This window comes from Helicobacter pylori NCTC 11637 = CCUG 17874 = ATCC 43504 = JCM 12093, from assembly GCF_900478295.1.
Lineage (GTDB): Bacteria > Campylobacterota > Campylobacteria > Campylobacterales > Helicobacteraceae > Helicobacter > Helicobacter pylori.
Map to the genome: position 1 here is coordinate 20578 of NZ_LS483488.1, position 20944 is coordinate 41521.

20 protein-coding genes are annotated in these 20944 nt (G+C 38.8%); 6 read left to right on the plus strand and 14 right to left on the minus strand.

What is annotated here, in order from left to right; genetic code table 11:
• Nucleotides 1–117 precede the first annotated feature (117 nt).
• The 4 genes from DQL14_RS00085 to plsY all read right to left on the minus strand — a co-directional run bounded on the left by DQL14_RS00085 (nt 118) and on the right by plsY (nt 4185).
• Nucleotides 118–2709, minus strand: a complete 2592-nt coding sequence (locus DQL14_RS00085; RefSeq protein WP_108169412.1) for a TonB-dependent receptor — start codon at nt 2707–2709, stop codon at nt 118–120.
• Nucleotides 2710–2862: 153 nt separating this feature from the next.
• Nucleotides 2863–3189 carry an iron-regulated protein gene (locus DQL14_RS00090; RefSeq protein WP_108169413.1) on the minus strand — a complete coding sequence of 109 codons (327 nt, stop codon included), beginning with the start codon at nt 3187–3189 and terminating at the stop codon, nt 2863–2865.
• Nucleotides 3173–3526 (minus strand): FolB domain-containing protein, encoded by a 354-nt coding sequence (locus DQL14_RS00095; protein WP_108169414.1) that lies wholly within the window; start codon nt 3524–3526, stop codon nt 3173–3175. The genes DQL14_RS00090 and DQL14_RS00095 overlap by 17 nt, the downstream gene beginning before the upstream one ends.
• A complete protein-coding gene (gene plsY / locus DQL14_RS00100) occupies nt 3523–4185 on the minus strand; it encodes a glycerol-3-phosphate 1-O-acyltransferase PlsY (protein ID WP_001875223.1) in 663 nt (220 codons plus the stop codon). The genes DQL14_RS00095 and plsY overlap by 4 nt, the downstream gene beginning before the upstream one ends.
• 105 nt (nt 4186–4290) lie before the next feature.
• Between plsY and ccoG the strand changes: the two genes are divergently transcribed.
• A complete protein-coding gene (gene ccoG / locus DQL14_RS00105) occupies nt 4291–5667 on the plus strand; it encodes a cytochrome c oxidase accessory protein CcoG (protein WP_108169416.1) in 1377 nt (458 codons plus the stop codon).
• Between the two features lie 8 nt (nt 5668–5675).
• Here the strand turns inward: ccoG and DQL14_RS00110 are convergent, their stop codons facing one another.
• The gene (locus tag DQL14_RS00110; RefSeq protein ID WP_108169417.1) at nt 5676–6875 is read right to left on the minus strand and encodes a saccharopine dehydrogenase family protein; all 1200 of its coding nucleotides are present in this window, start codon (nt 6873–6875) and stop codon (nt 5676–5678) included.
• Between the two features lie 85 nt (nt 6876–6960).
• Between DQL14_RS00110 and gltS the strand changes: the two genes are divergently transcribed.
• From gltS to DQL14_RS00130, 4 genes are read left to right on the plus strand one after another with little or no spacing between them, the layout of a single operon-like run.
• Nucleotides 6961–8187 carry a sodium/glutamate symporter gene (gene gltS, locus DQL14_RS00115; protein ID WP_108169418.1) on the plus strand — a complete coding sequence of 409 codons (1227 nt, stop codon included), beginning with the start codon at nt 6961–6963 and terminating at the stop codon, nt 8185–8187.
• Nucleotides 8184–9218 carry a bifunctional diaminohydroxyphosphoribosylaminopyrimidine deaminase/5-amino-6-(5-phosphoribosylamino)uracil reductase gene (locus DQL14_RS00120; RefSeq protein WP_108169419.1) on the plus strand — a complete coding sequence of 345 codons (1035 nt, stop codon included), beginning with the start codon at nt 8184–8186 and terminating at the stop codon, nt 9216–9218. The genes gltS and DQL14_RS00120 overlap by 4 nt, the downstream gene beginning before the upstream one ends.
• On the plus strand, nt 9200–9916 hold the full coding sequence (locus DQL14_RS00125; protein ID WP_108169420.1) for a tRNA1(Val) (adenine(37)-N6)-methyltransferase: 717 nt from the start codon (nt 9200–9202) through the stop codon (nt 9914–9916). Before DQL14_RS00120 ends, DQL14_RS00125 begins: the two co-directional genes overlap by 19 nt.
• Before the next feature lie 9 nt (nt 9917–9925).
• Entirely contained in the window at nt 9926–12292 is a 2367-nt protein-coding gene (locus tag DQL14_RS00130) for a heavy metal translocating P-type ATPase (protein ID WP_108169421.1), read from the plus strand.
• Here the strand turns inward: DQL14_RS00130 and DQL14_RS00135 are convergent.
• Complete coding sequence (locus tag DQL14_RS00135; RefSeq protein WP_108169422.1) at nt 12289–12726, minus strand: CopD family copper resistance protein; 438 nt, start codon at nt 12724–12726, stop codon at nt 12289–12291. The genes DQL14_RS00130 and DQL14_RS00135 overlap by 4 nt on opposite strands.
• Nucleotides 12727–12907: 181 nt before the next feature.
• Between DQL14_RS00135 and DQL14_RS00140 the strand changes: the two genes are divergently transcribed.
• Entirely contained in the window at nt 12908–14071 is a 1164-nt protein-coding gene (locus tag DQL14_RS00140; RefSeq protein ID WP_162296900.1) for an outer membrane protein, read from the plus strand.
• Nucleotides 14072–14133: 62 nt separating this feature from the next.
• On the opposite strand, the gene DQL14_RS00145 is transcribed toward DQL14_RS00140, so the two are convergent.
• The 8 genes from DQL14_RS00145 to tal are packed head-to-tail and all read right to left on the minus strand — an operon-like array spanning nt 14134 to nt 20944.
• Entirely contained in the window at nt 14134–15498 is a 1365-nt protein-coding gene (locus DQL14_RS00145) for an AlwI family type II restriction endonuclease (protein WP_231952949.1), read from the minus strand.
• A gap of 9 nt (nt 15499–15507) precedes the next feature.
• Nucleotides 15508–15753, minus strand: coding sequence for a hypothetical protein (locus DQL14_RS08565; protein WP_231952861.1), 246 nt, complete (start codon nt 15751–15753; stop codon nt 15508–15510).
• A 3-nt stretch (nt 15754–15756) separates the two neighbouring features.
• On the minus strand, nt 15757–16656 hold the full coding sequence (locus DQL14_RS00150) for a Dam family site-specific DNA-(adenine-N6)-methyltransferase (protein WP_108169424.1): 900 nt from the start codon (nt 16654–16656) through the stop codon (nt 15757–15759).
• The gene (locus DQL14_RS00155; RefSeq protein WP_108169425.1) at nt 16653–17654 is read right to left on the minus strand and encodes a DNA adenine methylase; all 1002 of its coding nucleotides are present in this window, start codon (nt 17652–17654) and stop codon (nt 16653–16655) included. The genes DQL14_RS00150 and DQL14_RS00155 overlap by 4 nt, the downstream gene beginning before the upstream one ends.
• 56 nt (nt 17655–17710) lie before the next feature.
• Nucleotides 17711–18778, minus strand: coding sequence for an LptF/LptG family permease (locus DQL14_RS00160; RefSeq protein WP_108169426.1), 1068 nt, complete (start codon nt 18776–18778; stop codon nt 17711–17713).
• 54 nt (nt 18779–18832) lie between these two features.
• The gene (pth, locus tag DQL14_RS00165) at nt 18833–19393 is read right to left on the minus strand and encodes an aminoacyl-tRNA hydrolase (protein WP_108169427.1); all 561 of its coding nucleotides are present in this window, start codon (nt 19391–19393) and stop codon (nt 18833–18835) included.
• Nucleotides 19394–19402: 9 nt separating this feature from the next.
• Nucleotides 19403–19939 carry a 50S ribosomal protein L25/general stress protein Ctc gene (locus tag DQL14_RS00170; RefSeq protein ID WP_000889333.1) on the minus strand — a complete coding sequence of 179 codons (537 nt, stop codon included), beginning with the start codon at nt 19937–19939 and terminating at the stop codon, nt 19403–19405.
• A gap of 54 nt (nt 19940–19993) precedes the next feature.
• Nucleotides 19994–20944: a transaldolase gene (gene tal, locus DQL14_RS00175; RefSeq protein WP_108169428.1), complete on the minus strand. Its 951-nt coding sequence runs from the start codon at nt 20942–20944 to the stop codon at nt 19994–19996.

A 20944-nucleotide genomic window follows, 5' to 3' on the forward strand; every position in this document is an offset into this window, starting at 1 on the left:
AATGAGTTTATTGAGAGAGCGGAACTTTTTCCATAGAGTTTGGCGGTTTCTATAGGGTTTCTTCATGCTTGTTTCCATGTTCAAAATTCAAAAAGAAATCCTAGGATTTCTTTAATTTTAGAATTGATAGGATACCTCAAAACGCGCATTAAATCCAGGGGCAGGGAGTGCCATGCGTTTATTCTTAGGGATCATATCGCTTGCTGGAGCGTCCGCGCTCGCTTGCCACACGGAAGCTTGGCTGACATATTGCTTGTTTAAGATATTGTTAAACACGGCTGAAATCCTTAAACCCTGCCATTTTTTAGAAGTGGGGGTCCAGTTGATAAAGACATTATGCACGCCATACCCGGGTTTATGGATTTTCATCAAGCCGTATTGCGGATAGTAGATAGAATAACCTTCATAAAACATGTTAGTTACAAAACGCGAGAGCCAGGTTAAAGTAAGTCCCCATTTGTGGATATTATAATCGGCTTTTAGGATAAACACATTCCCAGTCGTTGCAGCTAGAGCGTAAGTGTCCGCCAATAAATGCCCCCTAGCCGTTGGCCAAGAGCGAGCCACTGAGAAAGTCCCTACGAAATTTTTATATTGCACATTCCCTGAAACTTCATAACCATAAATATTAATGGTTTCGGGTAAATTCCCTGACATGTTTTTTGCAGTCGCGTTACCCCCACCATTTTTAGAAGTGTCTTGCCCGTAGCTGTTGATGAAGTTATTGATGACCTGATAGAACGCTGCCCCACGCACATTGAAATACTTGCTGTTGTAATCCACATTGAATTCCACATTTTGACCGATTGATGGGCGCAAGTTCCTTTGATAAATCACCGTAGGATCGCGCATCAAAACGCCATCGCCAGGCAAAGCCCCCTTAGTTACATACGCATAGCTCACTTTCAAGCCAATGCTTTCAATGGGGTTATAAAGCACGGTTGCAGAAGGCGAGAAGCCAGAAGTTACATGCGTGCGACCGTTTTTGTCCAGCAAGGTGTAAATATCATAACGAGTTCCCGCACCCACGATGAGGTTTTTCAAGAGATTGTAGTTCGCTTGCATAAACCCTCCGATGATATTCCCGATCGCATGCGAATTTTGGGGCATGTTACGATAGAGCGGGTTAGGCGCATTCAGATTTTGAGGGTATTGAGAGCTTTGATCGGTGTAGTAATGGCGGTAAGGCAAGCCCGGCCCGTTAGGGTCGTTAGGATCAATGTTGTTTTTGTAATAGCCGTTTTTGCCTTTATCCAATCCAGAGAAAACGCTCAGGTTTTGATAAATCATGCCGTATTCAAACACATTCCCATAATCTTCGCTAATGGGGTGGGTTACTTTAAAATTAACGCCTGAGTTGATTAAGAAAATCCTTCTGGCTAAAGTCCCCTCAGCGTCCGCATTCCCTAAAGTCCAATCGTTTGCGCTAGGGTTTTGAGCGTTAGGGGGAGTCATGTCGTAATCAGGGTTTTTAGGAACAAGTCCATGGTAAATATTAGATCCTGTGGAAATTGCAGAAGCGCCTTGCCAATTGATCGAGCCCGGCTGCCCATAGCCTATTTGATAGCCTCCATTAGAAGGCCTGATAGCCCCTTGCGTGCACTGGCTGATATTATCCGGGTTGTTACACCAATCCTTAACTTCAGGGATGTAATCCGGGTTGGCCGGCTCATTAGAATTGTAAGCGAAGGGATTTACCACAGGGTTATAATCGCCCCCCCTTACCCCTAAAAAGGCGGTGGATTCAACGCGCGGCTGGTTAAAACTAGTGCCTCCATCATGCTTGTATTTCAGGCTCAAATTGTGGTTGAAGTTAATGGTATGGGCTAATTCTTTCCCAAAGTCAATCACAAAAGGTGCTGGCTGGCTTCCTGGGTCGTTGGCTTTAGACAGCGCCGAAGTGGTGTTAGGGCGTAAAAGCCTGGTGGAATTTTCCCTTGTCATGTTATAGCTTAAGCTAATGGTATCCGTGTCGTTGATATAGCCATTGACCTTACCTAAAACGCTATTGATTTCGCTCGGAGTCCCTACGCCAATGTCGCTATTACTCGGATTTTGCAAGTCAAAAGTAGGGTGGAAGAGATTCCTAAAAGCGTTGTTCCCGTCTCTGTAATAAAAAATATTTTGATGGTTGTAATAGGCGAGGATGTCCCAATTCTTCCCACGATAGGCCGCAGTAGCGTTCATGCGATACCCAAAGTTAGTGTAAAAGCCCGCTTCCGCTTTAGCCCCATAAGTTTGATTCTTTCTTAAGAAGTCGTTAGCGTCAATCGTGGTGAAAGACAATTTACCCGCAACAGCACCTGGGCCTGCTGAAGCGTTCGCCGCCCCCTTAATCACTTCCACTTCTTTAATCATGTTAGGATCGATCACGGTGTTAGCGTCATGGTGGAAAATGTTACCATTTTGAGCGACGCCATCTATCGTTACCCTTAAGAGACGGCTCTCAATCCCCCTAACATAGATCTTTTGCGCCATCAAGCCCCCACTGGCCACATTCACATCCGCTCTAGTCCTAAAAATATCACGGATTTGGTTGCTTTGGCGCTGTTGGAGCTCTTTCCTTTCAATATACATTTTGTTGTTGTATTCAAAGGTCCTTTCACCCTTAGTGGTTACCTTACCCAAAGTGTGGGTATTTTCTTGAGCTTGCAAACTGCTAGCGGCAATACAAGAGACAAACACGATACGAAATTTATTCCTAAGCATTTCTTTTAGCCTTTTTATTTACTTTTTTCTAAAAATTTAGTCAAGTTTTGAACCTAAGGTTATTATTACATTATTCTATTTAATAATACCTTAAATTTGTTTTAGGATTAAGAAAATACCAAGAAAAATGTGATTAAAAAAAGTTTTAGCATTTTACTGAACGACTGAATCGATCACTATGCGTGAAGAAGCGCTGCTCATTCCTCTTAAAAAAGTTTGAGAAGACACATTGATTTCAGCGTTTTGGCGGAAAATATCGCTTGGCTGGTTGCTTTGGCGTTCTTCTAAGTCATGGCGTTTGATAATGATGGTATTCCCCCATTGAAAGGGTCTATAAGCGCGCTTTTTTTTAATGACAAAATGAGGTTCTAAATCTAAAAATTGCGCGTAACTGGGGAAATATAGTGGCTCTAGTAAAGGGTTTATGGGGTGCGCTTTTAAAGCAATAAGGAGGAAAAAGAGGCTAAAGATTGCTTTCATAGTAAATTTTCACGCTCGCCCCCACTTGAGAATTGGGAGAAATTTCTAACTTGCTGATTTTCAAAAAAAGCTCAGAGATCTCCTTGTAGCGTGTTTTTAAAGCATGGCTTAAATCTTTCAGGGCGTCTTCAATGAGAAGGTATTGTTTTTCTCGCATGGTGTTTTGAATGATTTCTTGGATTTCCATGTAGTCCAAATAAGCCTTATTGGGTAATTCCGTGTAGAAAAGATCCAAATCCACGCTTATTTTTTGGGGTTTTAAGCGTTCAAACTCTAAAATCCCCAAAATCGCTTCAAACACCAAGTTATGGATATGAACGCCTTGTTTAGTTTTCATAAGACTTTCTTTTCCTTACCGGCTAATAAATTAAAAATATTGCCCGCATGCTTGATAAGGGTAAAAATAAAAATAAGCACCATAGGCGTTTGCGTGCCGACTTCTTTAAGGATATTGACGCTATCTGGGATATGCATATAAGGGATAAAAAAGATAAGAACAGTCGCTGTGCCTACCCCTAAAATGCTAGCGAGTGAAGAGATTTTAAGCACCTTACCCACAAAAAACCACACCGTTAAGCCGATCAGGCTTTCAATAGGGATGAGCAACACCACAGAACCCATGATTGTAGAAACACCCTTGCCTCCATTGAAATTCAAAAAAGGCGAATAGCAATGCCCTAAAATGCTAGCGATAGCGACCATCCATTGCAAACTGTAATCCAACCCAAACAATTTGCTTAAAAAAACCGCGAACATGCCTTTGAAGAGATCCAAGATTAAGACTAATAAGGCCATTTGTTTAGCGTTACTCACGCCCTTACTTTGTAAAGCGCGCAAGACATTCGTCGCACCAATGCCCCCCGATCCAATCTTAGTAATATCCATGCCATAAAAGATTTTCATTAACGCATAGCCAAAAGGAATCCCCCCAATCAAATAGCCCAAAAGGGTGAAAATCACATTGATATTGGTTAGGAAATTTAAAACGCTTTCCATAAATACCCTTTCAAATAAAATAGCGTTCATTATAACATGTTGCTTTTTAAGTGAAAGCGTTAAGTTGTTAGGGTATAGTGGCTTAAAAATTTTAGGATATTGAGAATGCTTGAATCTTCTAGCCATTTTTTAAAATCGTTCCGCTTGAAGCGTTATATAGGGTTTTTATTGATTTCTTTAGCGCTACTAGTCACGCCCTTTGTTCGCATTGATGGGGCGCATTTATTTTTGATCTCCTTTGAGCATAAGCAACTGCATTTTTTAGGCAAGATCTTTAGCGCTGAAGAATTGCAAGTCATGCCTTTTATGGTTATTTTGCTTTTTATAGGGATTTTTTTCATCACCACTAGCCTTGGGCGTGTGTGGTGCGGGTGGGCTTGCCCGCAAACCTTTTTAAGGGTGCTTTATAGAGATGTGATTGAAACCAAGATTTTCAAACTCCATAAAAAGATCAGCAACAAGCAAGAAAACCCTAAAAACACCCCAAGCTATAAGATCCGTAAAGCGTTGAGCGTTTTATTGTTCGCTCCTGTTGTGGCAGGGCTAATGATGTTGTTTTTCTTTTATTTCATCGCCCCAGAAGACTTTTTTATGTATCTTAAAAACCCTAGCGATCACCCTGTTGCTATGGGTTTTTGGCTTTTTAGCACGGCTGTGGTACTATTTGATATAGTGGTGGTTGCGGAGCGTTTTTGCATTTATTTATGCCCTTACGCTAGGGTGCAATCGGTGTTGTATGACAATGATACCTTAAACCCCATTTATGATGAAAAGCGTGGCGGAGCGCTTTATAATAATCAGGGCCATCTCTTCCCCTTACCCCCCAAAAAACGCAGTGTAGAAAACGAATGCGTGAATTGCTTGCATTGCGTGCAGGTTTGCCCCACGCATATTGACATCAGGAAGGGCTTGCAATTAGAATGCATCAATTGCTTAGAATGCGTGGATGCATGCACGATTACCATGGCTAAATACAACCGCCCTTCACTCATCCAATGGTCTTCAACCAACGCCATTAACACGCGCCAAAAAGTGCGCCTAGTGCGTTTAAAAACGATCGCTTATTTGGGGGTTATCGCTGTTGTGATAGCTCTTTTAGCCATCACTTCGTTTAAAAAAGAACGCATGCTCTTAGACATTAACCGCAACAGCGATCTGTATGAATTGCGCTCTAGTGGGTATGTGGATAACGATTACGTGTTTTTATTCCACAACACGGACAATAAAGACCATGAGTTTTATTTCAAAATTTTAGGGCAAAAAGACATCCAAATCAAAAAGCCTTTAAACCCTATCGCCATTAAAGCCGGGCAAAAGATTAAAGCGGTAGTGATTTTACGAAAACCCCTAAAGAGTAACGCCACAAAATACAAGAACGCTAAAGACGCTCTCATCCCTATTACCATACAAGCTTATAGCGCAGACGATAAGAATATTACGATAGAAAGGGAATCGGTGTTTATCGCACCCAGTGAAGATTGAAGCCTAAACTAGCGCTCAATCACTTCATAAGGCAGGCCTTGTTTGATCAATTCTTCCATAAAGGGATCGGTGTTTAATTCTTCTATGTTAAACACCCCGGCCCTAAAATGATCCGCGCTCCAAGTGTCATTGCAAATCATTTTAGCCGCACACATCGCTGGCACGCCGGTGGTGTAGCTTATGGCTTGCGAACCCACTTCTTCATAGCATTTCTTGTGATCGCACACGTTGTAAATGTAGAGCGTTTTGTCTTGGTTGTTTTTAATGCCGGTCATGTAGCACCCGATGTTGGTTTTACCGGTGGTGTCTTTGGCTAAAGTGGCTGGATCCGGAAGCAAGGTTTTTAAAAATTGTATCGGCACGATTTTTACGCCTTGATGTTCTATTTCTTTAATGCCTAGCATGCCGACATTTTCCAAGCATTTCATGTGGGTTAAATAATTTTGAGAGAAAGTCATAAAAAACCTCGCCCTCCTCAAACCTTTAATGTTTTTGACTAACGATTCCAATTCTTCATGGTATAAAAGATACGAATCCATTTCGCCAATCTGCGGGTAAGCCCACACTTGCTTGATTTCTAAAGGCTTTGTTTCAATCCATTTGCCATTTTCATAATAACGCCCTTTAGAGCTGACTTCTCTCAAATTGATTTCAGGGTTAAAATTCGTCGCAAAAGGGCGTTTGTGATCCCCAGCGTTGCAATCTAAAATATCTAAAGTGTGGATAGTGTCAAAATGGTGTCTTTGAGCGTGAGCGACATAAGCGTTAGTAACCCCTGGATCAAACCCAGCCCCTAAAACCCCTAAAATCCTTGCTTCTTTATAGGCCCTATCAAACGCCCACTGCTCTTTGTATTCAAACTTCGCTAAATCCGGGTGTTCGTAATTGGCGGTATCAATGTAATGCGTTTTAGTTTCTAAACATGCTTGCATGATGGTTAAATCCTGATAGGGTAAAGCCACATTAATAACGACTTTAGGCTTGTATTTTTGGATTAAAGCGACTAAGGCTTGCGTATCATCTGCATCCACTTGTTCAACGCCAATTTCCCCCAAACCCTTTTTGAGCATGCTTTCTTTAATCGCATAGCATTTGTCTAAGCTCCTGCTCGCTAAAATGATATTTTTAAACACATCTCTGTTCATGCCCATTTTGTGCGCTACCACACTGCCTACGCCACCAGCTCCAATTTGTAATACTGTATGCAAGGAACACCTACTTTCTAACTAATCTCGTTCTTTTAGGGGGGTATTATATTATAATAAGATAAATTTGATTAATAAGGATGCAAGCTTGCAAGAAATTAAGTTGGATATTTATGCCACTTTAGTGTGCATGGTTTTAGTGCTGCTTTTGGGGCGTTATGTGATTTCTAAAGTCAAGTTTTTACGCGATTATGATATTCCAGAGCCTGTTGTGGGCGGGGTTTTAGTCGCTTTTACTATCATGTTAGCGCGTCAGTTTTACAATTTTGGCTTGCAATTTGATTCTTCTTTAAAAGATCCTTTAATGCTGACTTTTTTTATCACCATTGGTTTGAGCGCGGATTTCAAATCTTTACAAAAAGGCGGGAAAATGCTTGCGGTTTTTTTGCTGGCTGTGGCGGGGTTTGTGGTGTGTCAAAATGCAGTGGGGATTTCTACCGCTAGCCTTTTAGGGGTCAATCCTTTAATGGGGCTTTTAGGAGGGTCTATCGCTTTAGTGGGAGGGCATGGCACTAGCGCGGCATGGGCTAATTTTTTCACCCAACCACCTTATAGTTTTAGCTCCAGCTTAGAAGTGGGCATGGCGTGTGCGACTTTTGGCTTGGTGAGTGGGGGGATTATTGGGGGGCCTGTGGCTAAATATTTGATTTCAAGATACAAACTAGAGCCTAAAGACACTAAAGAAAAAGACACTTTAGAGGGCGTGGTGTCTAAAGGCTTTGAAACCCCTAAAGAGCAGCGCCTAATCACCGCATCCAGTTTTGTAGAAACTTTAGCTTTAATTGCGATCGCTTTATTGGTGGGGACTTTTTTATCGCATTTGGTGCCTAAAAGCTTCACTTTGCCGACTTTTGTGTGGTGCTTGTTTGTAGGGGTTATTTTAAGAAATGCCTTGTCGTTTTTTAAAATCCATAGCGTGTTTGACAGAGAGGTTTCAGTCATAGGGAACGTGAGTTTGAGTCTGTTTTTAGCCTACGCTTTAATGAGCGTGAATTTATTGGAATTGTTAAAACTCGCTGTGCCATTGGCGGTTATTTTGAGCGTTCAAGTGGTGGTTATGATCCTTTATGTGGTGCTGGTAACCTTTAGGGTATGCGGGAAGGATTATGATGCGGCGGTGTTGTGCGCGGGGCATTGCGGTTTTGGGCTTGGAGCGACCCCAACGGCTATGGTGAATATGCAAACCATCACCAACCACTATGGGCCATCGCATGTAGCGTTTATCGTCGTGCCTTTAGTGGGGGCGTTTTTTGTTGATATTATTAACGCTTTAGCGATTAAAGGCTTTTTGCTCTTGCCTTTTTTCCCATCATGAGACTTTATGAAAGTTTATTAGAAATGTGCTTGAATAAGGCATGGGAGCATCAAACCCTAGCCTTAGAAAACCCAAGCGTGGCCTGCATGGTGTTAGATAAACACCATGAGATCTTGAGTTTAGAAACCCATAAAAAAGCCAAAACCCCGCATGCAGAAGTCTTAGCCGCTAAATCAGCGTTAAAGATTTTACGCCCCCATTTAAAAAACGATTTAGAAAAATTAGAAGATCCTAAAATTTTAAGCGATTTTTTAAAAACGCGCCACGATAACGCCTTTAAAGACTGCGTTTTTTTAATCACCTTAGAGCCATGCAATTCTTATGGCAAAACACCGGCGTGCAGTGGGTTGTTAGAAATTTTAAAGCCTAAAAGAGTGGTCATTGCCGCAGAAGAAAACGAAGCTAAAAAAGGGGGTTTAGCAAGGCTACAAAAGGCTTGTATTGAAACAATAATTTGTCGCAATTTAGAAAACAAGGCTAAAGACTTGCTCTTGCCTTTTAGGGTAATGGAACAAAAGGGGCGTTTTAATTTGTTCAAACTCGCTTTAAGGATGAATGGGGATTATCATCATGGCAAGATCACCGGGCAAAAAAGCGTTATTTTCACACACAACCAGCGAGCAATATGCGACACGCTCATCATTTCTGGGAAAACCATAAGAACGGATAACCCCTTATTAGACGCTCGCTTTTGCGATAGCTTTTATCAACATAAAAACCCCAATATCGCTATTTTATCCAAGCGCTCAATTAGCCCCAATTCAAAAGTTTTTTCAGCGCCCAATCGTTTGGTTAATATTTTCAACAACCCTAAAGATTTACCCCTAGAGAAAGGGTTTAATTTCATTGAAGGGGGGTGGGGATTGTTTGAGAGCTTGAGGGACAAAATAGACGCACTGCTTTTGCATTCGCATGCGTCTATGATTAACGAAGCGTTTAGCACATTCGCTCTAAAAACCCCTTTTAAAGGGCGGTTGTTGCATGCGCAAATCTTAGAAAATGAAGCCCTTTTATGGATAGAAAACTCTTAAGATTATACCAGCCTTTAAACGCTTATTCTTACAACAGCGATTCGCTTTTTTTATACGATTTTTCACGCCCTTTTATCAAAAATAGTGGCGCGATTTTAGACATAGGATCAGGGTGTGGGGTTCTAGGCTTGCTCTGCGCTAGAGACAACCCGCTAGCGAGCGTTCATTTAGTGGAAAAGGATAGCAAAATGGCGTTTTGTTCCCAAAAAAACGCCCTTAAATTCCCTAACGCCCAAGCGTTTGAGAGCGATTTTTTAGATTTCAACCCCCCGATTTTGTATGATGTAATTGTGTGTAACCCCCCTTTTTATGCTTTAGGCTCTATTAAATCCAAAAACAAAGGGCATGCGAGGCACCAGAGCGAATTAGATTTCGCTTCTTTAGCGGCTAAAGTGAAAAAATGCTTGAAACCTAAAGGGTATTTTATTTTTTGCTATGAAGCCTTATCGCTTTGCTTGGTGATAGAGAGCTTAAAAAGCGTTAAACTCACGCTAGAGGCTTTAAGGTTTGTCCAAAGTTTTAAAGACAAAAACGCCCATTTGATGCTTGGAGCGGCTAGGAATAATTCCAAAAGCGCTCTAAAAGTTCTGCCCCCTTTAATCACGCACCATTCCAAAAACCAAAGCGACAACACCAAAGAAGTTTTAAGCATCTATCAAACTTGTAACACCTATTCTATCAAAGCGCCTTTAGATTGAGGATTAAAAATGAAATGTTCGCATTGCCAGTTGGAGTTTAAAGAAAGCGATCTTTTTAAAGAGACCATTAATCATAAAGAATTGCATTTTTGCTGCACGGGGTGCGCTAGGGTGTATGCGTTATTGTTAGATTTGAATTTAGAGAGCTTTTATGACAAATTAAACGATTCTACTTTAGCCCCCGTAACGCCCCAAGATTCAATGAACGCTTTGGAATTAGAACAAGCCCTTGAAGAAAACAATAAAAGCGATTTTATTCTCAATCTTTTGCTAGAAAAAACGCATTGCAACGCTTGCTTGTGGCTCAATCAAAAGGTTTTAGAGCGTTTAAGTGGGGTTAAAAAAGTGAGCGTGAATTTCACCACCCACCATTTACAAATCGTGTTTGACAAGTCCTTAAACCCTAAAGAGATCGTTCAAAAAATTGAGAGTTTGGGTTATGGGGCTAAAATCTATAATGCACAAAATTACACCCTAAAAGCTCAAAAAGAGCAACGCTCCTACTTGCTCACTTTGAGCGTGGGGTTTTTTGCCACCATGAATTTGATGTTTATTGCAATTGCCAAGTATGCGAGTTATGGTAGCGCGAGTTATGGTGGTGCGGGTTATGGTAGCGGCATGGATAAACTCATGCAAAGGAATTTGGATCTCGTATCGCTCTTTTTAAGCTTGTTGGTGTTAGTGGTGGTGGGGCGTTTTTTCATTAAGGGGGCGTTTTATGGGCTAAAAAATGGTGTTTTGGGCATGGATTTGAGCGTGTCTTTTGGGGCGTTATCGGCGTTTGTTTATTCTGTTTATGCCATGTTGGTGTCTCAAGAGACTTATTTTGAAGCGAGCAGCACGATTTTAACGCTTGTTTTTGGCTCTAAGTTTTTGGAATTAAAAGCCAGGCTGTTTGCGAATGAAAAATGTCTGGCCCTAGAATCGCATGAAATCCATAGCGTGATCGTTGTAGAAAATGGCAAGCAAACAGAAAAACACCCTAAAGATGTGGCGATAGGCTCTGTTGTTTGGGTGCCAAGCGGGGCTAAAATCGCTTTAGATGGCGTGCTTTTAGATCATGCGAGCGTGGATGCGTCTTTGATCAGTGGGGAGTTTAAGCCTTTGGAATTGGGGGTTAATGATCCAATTTTAGGGGGTTATGTGAATGTGGGCGTGCCTTTTAGCTATCAAGTGAGCGCTAATTTTCAAAACTCACGCCTTTCTGGTTTGTTAGAAACTTTAAAAAAGAGTTTTTTAGAAAAGCCCTTAATTGAGAGCAGCGCGAATAAAATTGCGGATATTTTTTCTAAAGCGGTGTTGTTTTTAGCCTTTGTAAGCTTTTTATTGTGGCAATTTGGTTTGGGGGGTGATTTTGAAAAAGCCTTAATGGTGTGTATTAGCGTGTTAGTCATCAGCTGCCCTTGTGCATTCGCCTTGGCTACGCCCATTGCGTTAGTGATAGGGGTGTTTAAAAACCCTTTAATCGTGTTTAAAGAAGCGTTGTTTTTAGAAACTCTGGCTAAAGTGAAAAAAATCTTTATAGACAAAACCGGCACGCTCACGCAAAAAGAAGTCCTTTTAAAAGAAAAAATCATTTATGAAGAATTTGATGAAAGGCTTTTAAAGAGCCTTTTAAAAGTGAGAGAGCATTTAGCCCATAGCGCGATTCTTAAATCCCTAGATGGCGATGAGGTTGATTTAGAAAAGATAGAGTTTTTCGCTCATGGCCTGAAAGCGAATTATCACAATGAAACTTTGCTAGTGGGGAGTTTGAAATTTTTAAACGCTATGGGGGTTAATATAAAGGCTAAAGAGAGCGCTAATATCATGGTAGGCTTTGCGAAAAATAAGACTTTATGCGCGTTATTCATTTTAGAAGAGCGTTTGAAAGCTAACGCTAAAGAAGTCGTTCAGGCTTTACAAAATAAAGGCTTAGAATTAGAAATTTTAAGCGGGGATAATGAAAGCTCGGTTAAGGAGTGCGCGAAAAAATTAGGGATTTCTAAGTATCATGCCCATTTGACCCCTGAAGATAAGGCTCAAACCATCAGTTCTTATAAGGGCGTGTGCGCGATGATAGGCGATGGCAATAATGACGCGCTAGCCTTAAAACAAGCGAACGTTTCTTTGGGGTTTGAAAAAAGCGCTTTGAGTAAAAGCGCATGCGATATTTTGCTTTTAGAAGAGGATTTGAGTTTGCTAGAAAAAGCGTTTCATAACGCTCAAAAAGTCTATCAAGTGGTGTTGCAAAACATTGTTTTAAGCTTGATTTATAACGCTATTTTAATCCCGGTCGCTATGCTAGGATACATTAACCCTTTAATAGCGAGTTTGAGCATGAGTGGTAGCTCGCTCTTAGTGGTCTTAAATTCTTTGAGGTTGAAACGTTCTTAAACAAACCACATCGTTTTGGCTAAAATGGCGATTAAAAAGCCAAAAGTTAGAGCGATAGGGTGGATATATTTACCAATAGGGTTTTTCTTGCCCAAAAACTTACACGATAAAGAAAAAAGCACCAAAAGAAAAATGCTTAACGCTAAGATCACTTTAAGCATCAGTATCTTTTGAAAAGGGGTTTCACACCAGCCTTTATCGCCCCCCATGTATTGACTAAGTATCATGCCCCCTGTTAAAACAAGCCCTAAAACGCATAAGGGCATGATTTTGATCGCTCTTTGAGTGATTCCTGTATTCGCTTTATTGGCAAACTCTTCGCCAAACATTTTCTTCACATTAGGGAAAATTACCCCATCAAAAAACAAGTAGCCAATAAAAATAATGGCGCACAATAAATGAACAACCAACACATAAGGATAAATCGCATCCATTTAAAATCCTTTATTCATGGGAAAATTAAAGAGTTTTTAATCTACTATAAAAGGGTTTTATTGTCAAGTATCCCACTATTATGGGAATTTTAGGGGTGGTTTTTGTTTGACTTTTAAGATTGCAATTAGCTATAATAAAATAATTAAAAAAGTAACACTTAAGCGGAGACCCTAGAGAGTGATGCTCAATTTTATGACAAAGAAGAAAAATAGAATGCAAGATTGCAAAATGGTTGGTAAAAATTTTAATCGTAAGGAATCTGTTTTGATAGCTCAATCTTTAGAAATTTCTAAAAAAGGCTCGGTAATTTTAGGCGCTCTTTTGAGTTCGTTATGGCTGACAAACCCCTTAAATGCCCATGAAAAGAATGGCGCGTTTGTGGGGATTAGCTTGGAAGTGGGTAGGGCTGATCAAAAGACCAACGCTTATAGAAACGGCGAGTTGTTTCAAGTGCCTTTTGGCGATGTTTCAGCCAATGATGATGGCAAAGTCCCTAACGGGCAGACCGGTGGCTGTCAGCCAGCTTCAGGGACGCCAGGAACGCCAGGCTATACTAAAGCTAATTGCGTGGTCAATTGGACTTCTCGCACCATGCTTAGCACCAATAAAAACATTCCTGGCCGTAACCAGCCGATGTATGGGCTAGGTGTGATGACGGGCTATAAGCATTTTATCGGTAAAAAAAGGTGGTTTGGGTTGCGCTATTACGGCTTTTTTGATTATGGGCATACCAATTTCTCTAACTCCAGGGCCGCTAACGCTATATCGCCTTTCTATTTGAGCGATCAAAAAGCGGACATGTATACTTATGGTTTTGGCACAGACATGCTTTTTAACATTATAGATAAGCCTAAAGCCACGGCCGGGTTTTTTGTGGGCGTGAATTTTGCGGGTAACACTTGGACCAATAATCGTGTGGGGTATTTTAAGGACGGGTATGTTTATGGCGTCAATACGGATGCTGACGCTTACATGACTAACGCTGATGGCACAATCACATGCGGGGACACGACGCCGGCGAGTTGTGATGTGGGGATTAATCCTAATAGCGTCTATACCACAGGAAAATTGAACGCTAAAGTGAATCACACGATTTTCCAATTTTTAGTGAATGTGGGCATTAGAACTAATATTTTTGAACACCATGGCATTGAGTTTGGTATCAAAATCCCCACGCTCCCTAATTACTTTTTCAAAGGCTCTACTACCATAAGAGCGAAAAAACAAGGCCCGCTAGAGAATGGCCAACCAACCACTATCACCGGAGCAGAAACCAATTTCAGCTTAACCCAAACCTTACGCCGTCAATATTCTATGTATTTGCGCTATGTTTATACTTTTTGAATTTGGTAGGGTTTTTAGGCAGGGCTTATAGCTTATATATGGATATATGAAAGCTTGATTTGTCAAGCTTTAGGGTTGTCATTGAGTTGCAATAACTCTGTGCTGTTTTCTACTTTTTTGATAAAATCATTAATGGCATAACAGCGTATGTTAATATTGTCTTTGAAATGGGCAAATCCCGCATATTCTTTGGCGTCATCATGGATATTTGGAGCTACAAAAACACTAAATTTTTCTCTAATATCAGTGCTATTTTTAATCAATTCTTTTAAATGTCTGGCAATAGGTATCATTTCCAAGGTACTTTGACTTCTATCTCTAATCAAGCTCACTTCTATATAACTTTGGGCTTTTGTGTCCATAGCTACAATATCAGGTTTGTTACCGCTTGCTGTGTATACGGGCAAGCCTTCATCATCGCTTTTATAATTGGGTATCACGCTTAAATTTTCAAAATGTTGTTTCAAGAAAATAGCGCTTAAAAATTCTAAGCGTAAAGGTTTATCAATGAGTCTTAAAAAACTATCTTTTGATTCTTGCTTGTTGCAAGTAATGAGTAATTCTTGCTTGATAAAATCTTTAGTATAAGTGGTTGCTAGTTCATTCAATTTGCTTGTTTTAACGCTCTCATCAGCGCTGATTGGAGTAACGCTAACAAGAAAGCTATCCACGATCGCCATGTAGTTAAAAAAGGCGAGTTTGTTAGCTTGAGTGTCGTTTAAATAATCCCCTTTAAAAGCCTTATGAGTTTGTAAGATATAATCTATTTTGTTATTTTCATTAGTATTAATATCAATAAACCTACCATTACCACGCAATGAAATGAGTCCTGTAATACGCATTTTTCTAATGTATTCATCAACGGCTTCGTTAATGATTTGGCTCATTTTAAATCGTATTTTATTAACACTTTCTAAAAGTTTTAGGCATTTTTCATAGATAAATTCATCTGAGTAACTGAATTCTGTCTTATTGATAGCAGCAATTTCTTTTCTTAAATGAATAATGTAGTCATAAAGCCCATTGGCGTTATCATCTTTCCAACAAAGTAAAATAGGGATTTCTTTGACAGATAGGGGGGTTAGATGGGCATTTTTGAGTCGTTTTAAAAGCGAGAGCAATAGTTTGAAAGGGTTGTTATGGTTTAAATTCTTTTTGTAAGGGTTTCCTACTTCATATTTAGACAGAGCGTTTAAAAATATAGCCCCAACTACGCTTCCATCAACGCTTTCTTTAAAAGCATCGTTTTCTTTATCATAATAAGCAAGAATAAGCATCTTAGCGCTATCGCTGATGAGTATTTTCTCATATTTTGCATAGTAGCAAAAACCAAACTCACACATAAGCTTATACCAAGTGTCAAACCGACTTTCCCATCCATGCTCAAAGCCCATTTCTTTATGATTTTGTGGGGATATCTCTATAATGCGCTCTAATTATTCATCGCTAAAGATATATTCATTGGAGTCAAATTTTTCTTTCAATTCTTTATTTTGATTGATAGAAGTAGGTCTATAAAGCCTATGAGCCAAAACGGATTTGATAATTTGCATGATTGTTGAAGATTTAAGGATTTGATTTTCAAACTTTCCTAAAACAGCTAAAAATTGCCCTATTCTTTTAGGGTTTCGCATGGTGGTTGAAAAGCTTAAAATTTTTCGTGCCGGTTTTTTAGTCATCATTAATCACCTATAATTAGTTACAAAGATTTCTTGACTATCTTCTTTAATGGTATTGTCATTATAACTGATATAATTACTTTTGATATTAAAAATATAATATTTTTTAGCCCATTCTTTTAAAATAAAATTAGTCTCTCCCTTGTGATAAACAAGATTAGTTATACCAAATAAAACTCCCTTTTTATCTAGGTTATCTAAAACACCATATAAGGCTATCTCATTATCGCTATCCCATAACTTGTTGTATTCACTATTTGAGATTAAATAAGGGGGGTCAAAATAAACATAATCATCTTTTAAATAAGTGGTGTGGTTAAGGAAATCAATATAATCATCATTGTGAAAAATAATGGTGTTTTGCTGTATAAAATCTATGTAGTTTTTTAGGGCATTATAAACATTTTCATTGAAATCCACATTACCTACAGGTAAATTAAAAAGCCCTTTAGAATTAAATCTAATCATGTGATTAAACCCATAAATTAAAAGTAAATATAAATAGAGCATGTTGTTTTGATTGGAGTTAAAATCAGCCCTTAGTTTTTCATAAGCTATTTTATTGTATTTGGCGTAGTAAGTTTTTATATATTGTTTTTTTAATTCATCAGGGGCTGTAATCCCCTTAAAAGAGAAAGACAAACCATAATGAATGATGATTTTAGACAATTCATCAAAAAGCTCACAAGCATTGAACTTGCTTAAAGTTTTATGCAAATTGATAATATTAGTATCTATGTCGTTAGCTAAGTATCTTTTAGCCTTAGTGTTTAAAAACACGCTACCTCCACCCACAAAAGGCTCAATAAATTGATTAATGTTATTTGGGAATAGCTTATTGAGTTGTGGCATCAGTTTATATTTATCCCCTACATAGAAAAAGGGAGAACGAATACCTTTTTTCAAGGTTTCACTTCCACTATAAATAAAAATTCTTTATGCTCTTTAAAATCAGTTTTTCCTGAATTAAAAAAACCATGAGCCTTTTCTTTAACGCTTAATTTTCCTTTTTGGCTTAAAATTTCCACTAAATCTTTAAAGCCTATTTTATTTTGCGAAGAGCTAGACTTAGAATTATAGGTATTATTATAAGTTAAAGCAATCCTTTTACAATCTAGTTTTTCAATCAAATCGCTCAATTCTTTCTTGGCATTAGAGCGACAATATTCGCTCATGTTCTCGCATAATGGCTTTAAAGCTGTTCCATAGAGTTTGGGTTTTTTCCACTGCACTAGGTTTTCATAGAGATGATAAAACCGGCTGTATTGCCTTGAATTGTATGGAGGGTCAATAAAGACTAAGTCTATTTTTAAGGTTTTAGCCAATTCGTTAGCGTTTTTTCTCTCTATCATGATATTTTTATCATGCTTTATAGGGCTAATAAGCTCAAAAATAAATTTATCTTGCAAAATCTCTTTTTTCCTATAAGCTTCATAATGCCCTACCGTGTTAGCTATCTTATCCATTGAATAAATCAAGCTTGTTAATAAAATATCTTTATTTAATTTATCTAGATTCAAGCTTTCTATATGCTCTCTAATGCTACCGATTTTGACGCAATCTTTATAGCTGAAAAATTTGTCGCTAAAATGTTGGCTAAAATAATTTTCTTCTAGCTTTAAAGCTTGAGTATAATATTCTTTCAGCTCTTCAAGCACCTTAAAATCAGCGTCTTGCCCCATAAAAAAAGCATGATAAATGATTTCATTAGAAAATAAAATATCATTTATAATAATGTTTTTAACGTTAGGAATAGTGGCAAATTGACCAGCCACTACCCCACTTCCGGCAAAAATATCGCACACGCTTTTGATATTGTTTAATTTTAAACTCCCAAATACCCACTCTATAAGCTTGGTTTTTGAGCCGATATACCGGCGGTTTTTTAGATTAAATCTTTCCACTAGCCACCTTTAAACTAAGGGAATAAAACCACTTAGTAACATATAAGATTTAAAAATCACAATTTCTTATTAAGCTTTTTAAAATACCAAAGACTGAGGGCTAAGAATACGAAAAAGGGCGATAGCACGCCTATTTCAGGAATGAGTATCCCTGAAATGCTGAACTTCCCTAAAGCAAAGAATAGCCCCCAAACAACGAGCGTGATAATGATAAATTTTAGCCCTAAAAGAGCCAGGTTTTCATAGCGGGCGAGACTAGGCGAAAAATAAGCGATTAAAACGCTTAAAAACGGCACAAAAAAGGGCAAGATCGCAAACACATACAAAAACGATCGCACTTTTTTCGTGTCTGCGTTTTGGCGCACTAAAGCATGCAAGGATAAAAGAGCGTCTGTGATAGAAACCGCGGGCTTGTTTTGATAAATGGTGTCCAAAACTTTAGGGCGGAAATTTTTGAGCGTTTTAAAGGTTTTTAAACGCGTGGTGTTTAAAGCGTTGTTGCCCAGTTCAAAATTTAAGGGCATCTCATAGATAGTAGTATCATGCAAGATCCAATATTTGTCTTCAAAAAAAGCTTCTTTAGCTTCAGCGTAAGATTCTAAAGTCTTATCTTTTAGGCGAAAAACCTTGATATTTTGGGCTTTTTGCAATAAGGGATTAATCTTATCAAAATACACATAATCATCGTTATATTTCACTAACAAATGCTCTGAGACGCTCAAAGAATTGTCTTTATAAATTAAATTTTGCGTTTTTTCTTCCATATACACAAAAGGAGTCGCGTTCAACCCCACATAAACAGCCGTGAAAAACAGGCTAATCAAAAAAATAGGGCTTAAAATCTGGCATTTGGAAAATCCAATGGAGAGCAAGGCGGTGTATTGGTTGGATTTAATGAATGAGATATAAAATAAAACCATCGCTAAAAGCAAGGAAATGGGCAAGGTGTAATTGAGAGCGAATAAGATGTCATAGGTGAAAAATAAAATAATCATGTTCGCAGAATCGGGCATTTTATCGGCGTATTTCAGGCTGTCAATGCCTACAAAAAACAATTCTAAAGCTAAAAGCACGATTAAAAAGTATTTGAAATAATACCACCCCACAAATCTAAACAAACGCACTTTAAACCCTTATTCAAACCACGATAAAAACTTAAAACTTTTGATAGAGTGCATTTAACTTTCTATTTTTAAAGGTTTTTTAAGCGTGAAACGATTTTGCATAGCGTTAAAATCATGGCTTTCTATAAAAAATTTTAAGGCGTTTTTGGCATGTTCAAACGCGGCGTTTTTTAAAGGCTCTTCGTTTTTGTGGAATTTTGAAAGCACATGCTCAACCACGCTCATTCCTTTAGAAATCCCCACTCTCAAGCGGTAATAAGAATTAGAACACAATGAATCAATGGATTTTAGGCCGTTATGCCCCCCATTCCCCCCACCCTTTTTAAACCTCACAACACCTAAATCCAAATCCAAGTCGTCATGGACAATTAAAAGCTCTTTGGTTTTGTAAAAATTTTTAGCGCTTAAAACGCTCTCGCCGCTTAAATTCATGTAAGTTTGGGGCTTTAGGAAGATAAAATCCTTATAAACGCATAAATAAGCGTTGTGTTTGGGAGAAAAAGCAAAAGAAAGATCCAATTCGCTAATAAGCGAATCTAAAATATCAAAACCAGCGTTGTGTCTGGTGTGAGCATAACGCAAAGTAGGGTTGCCTAAACCTACTAAAAGCGTCATAGCCTGAAATCACTTCGCTTTAATCACACCGATCACAGCGATAGAATCATGATCTAAAATCTTAACATTCTCGTGTTTTTCTAAATCGCGCACCAAAATAGACTCATTCACATCTAAAGGGGCTACATCCACTAAATAGTGATCGGGCAAATGCTCTGGAGCGCACTCCACGCTGATACGCTTTTTAGAGAGCATTAAAATCCCTTTATTTTTCAAGCCCACCGGAGTGCCTTGGTGTTTAACAGGGACTTTAAACTTAGACTTCACGCCCTTAGTAACAGCGAGTAAATCCACATGGATAAGCTCGTTAGTAACAGGGTTTTTTTGGTATTCTTGAACCACGACTTCAAAAGTCTTATCCCCTAATTTCACCGGAAAAATCAAATGCTTCTTTTCCTTAAGGTATTTAATGAAAGGGTTTAATTTGAACGCGCCATTCACATTTTCAATGCCCTTTCCATAAACATTTGCGATTAGATAGCCATCTTTTTTTAAAGCTTTAGCGTTAGCTTTAGTAATACTCTCTCTAATAACGCCTTCTAACATGTCAATCCTTTAAAATAAAATAAGGGTCTATTCTATCCAAAAAACCCTTAAAAATCAAAAACTCTTTAAAAGCTTTTCAAAGGATTGTTTGAACGCTATCAAGCCTTCTTTAAGGAGTTTTTGAGCGGTGTTTTCTAAATCAATGTTGTGCGTTTTTAATTCTTTTTTAAACGCTTCAATTTCTGCAACCTTTAAAGGGGTTTGACACTCGGTGTTGGGGTCAAGCAAATAAGCGTTTAAAGCCTCTAGGGGGGCTGTATTGATAGAGTTTTTAAAACACAGCGCTTTAATGTAGTAATCTTTAGCTAAAGAATTGGATTTAACGCCCGTGGATGCAAAAAGGGTGCTTGTTAGCTTATTAGCATGCTGATGGATTTGATAATAGCACTCGGTAGCGTTCATGATCCCGCTTTGAGCTTGCAAGTTTTGCGCCACTAATGGGTCTATTTCTTTGTCAAATCGTGAGACAAACACGCTAATGACCGCTCTTTTTTGCGCTTCTTTGGCTAAGATTTGAGCGATTTCACCGGCGATTTTAGGCGAAAAGACTAAGGTTACATTAACAGGAATAGAAGCTTTAGTTAAAGCGCTAATCACTTCAAGTCCGCTTGTGCTCGCTGGGACTTTAATCATCACATTAGGGCGGTTTAATGTTTTGAATAACCGCTTGGCTTCATCAATGCTTTTAGCGGCATCATCTTCTAAAAAAGGGTCAATTTCTAGGCTAATGTAGCCATTGTTAGGGTCTTTTTCATATAAAGGCATCAACGCGCTAGAGGCTTGTAAAATATCCTTTAGTGCTAGGGTTTCATAAATTTCTTTAGCTTTTTTGCCTTTGAGTTTAGCGATTTCATCTTTATAAAACGCACTTTTTGTGATCGCTTCGCAAAACAAACTAGGGTTACTCGTCGCCCCGCAAATAGCCCCCTTATTAATGAGCTTTAAAAAGTCGTTTTCTAAAAAATCCCTTTCTATAAAATCGCACCACAAACTGAATTCTTGCAT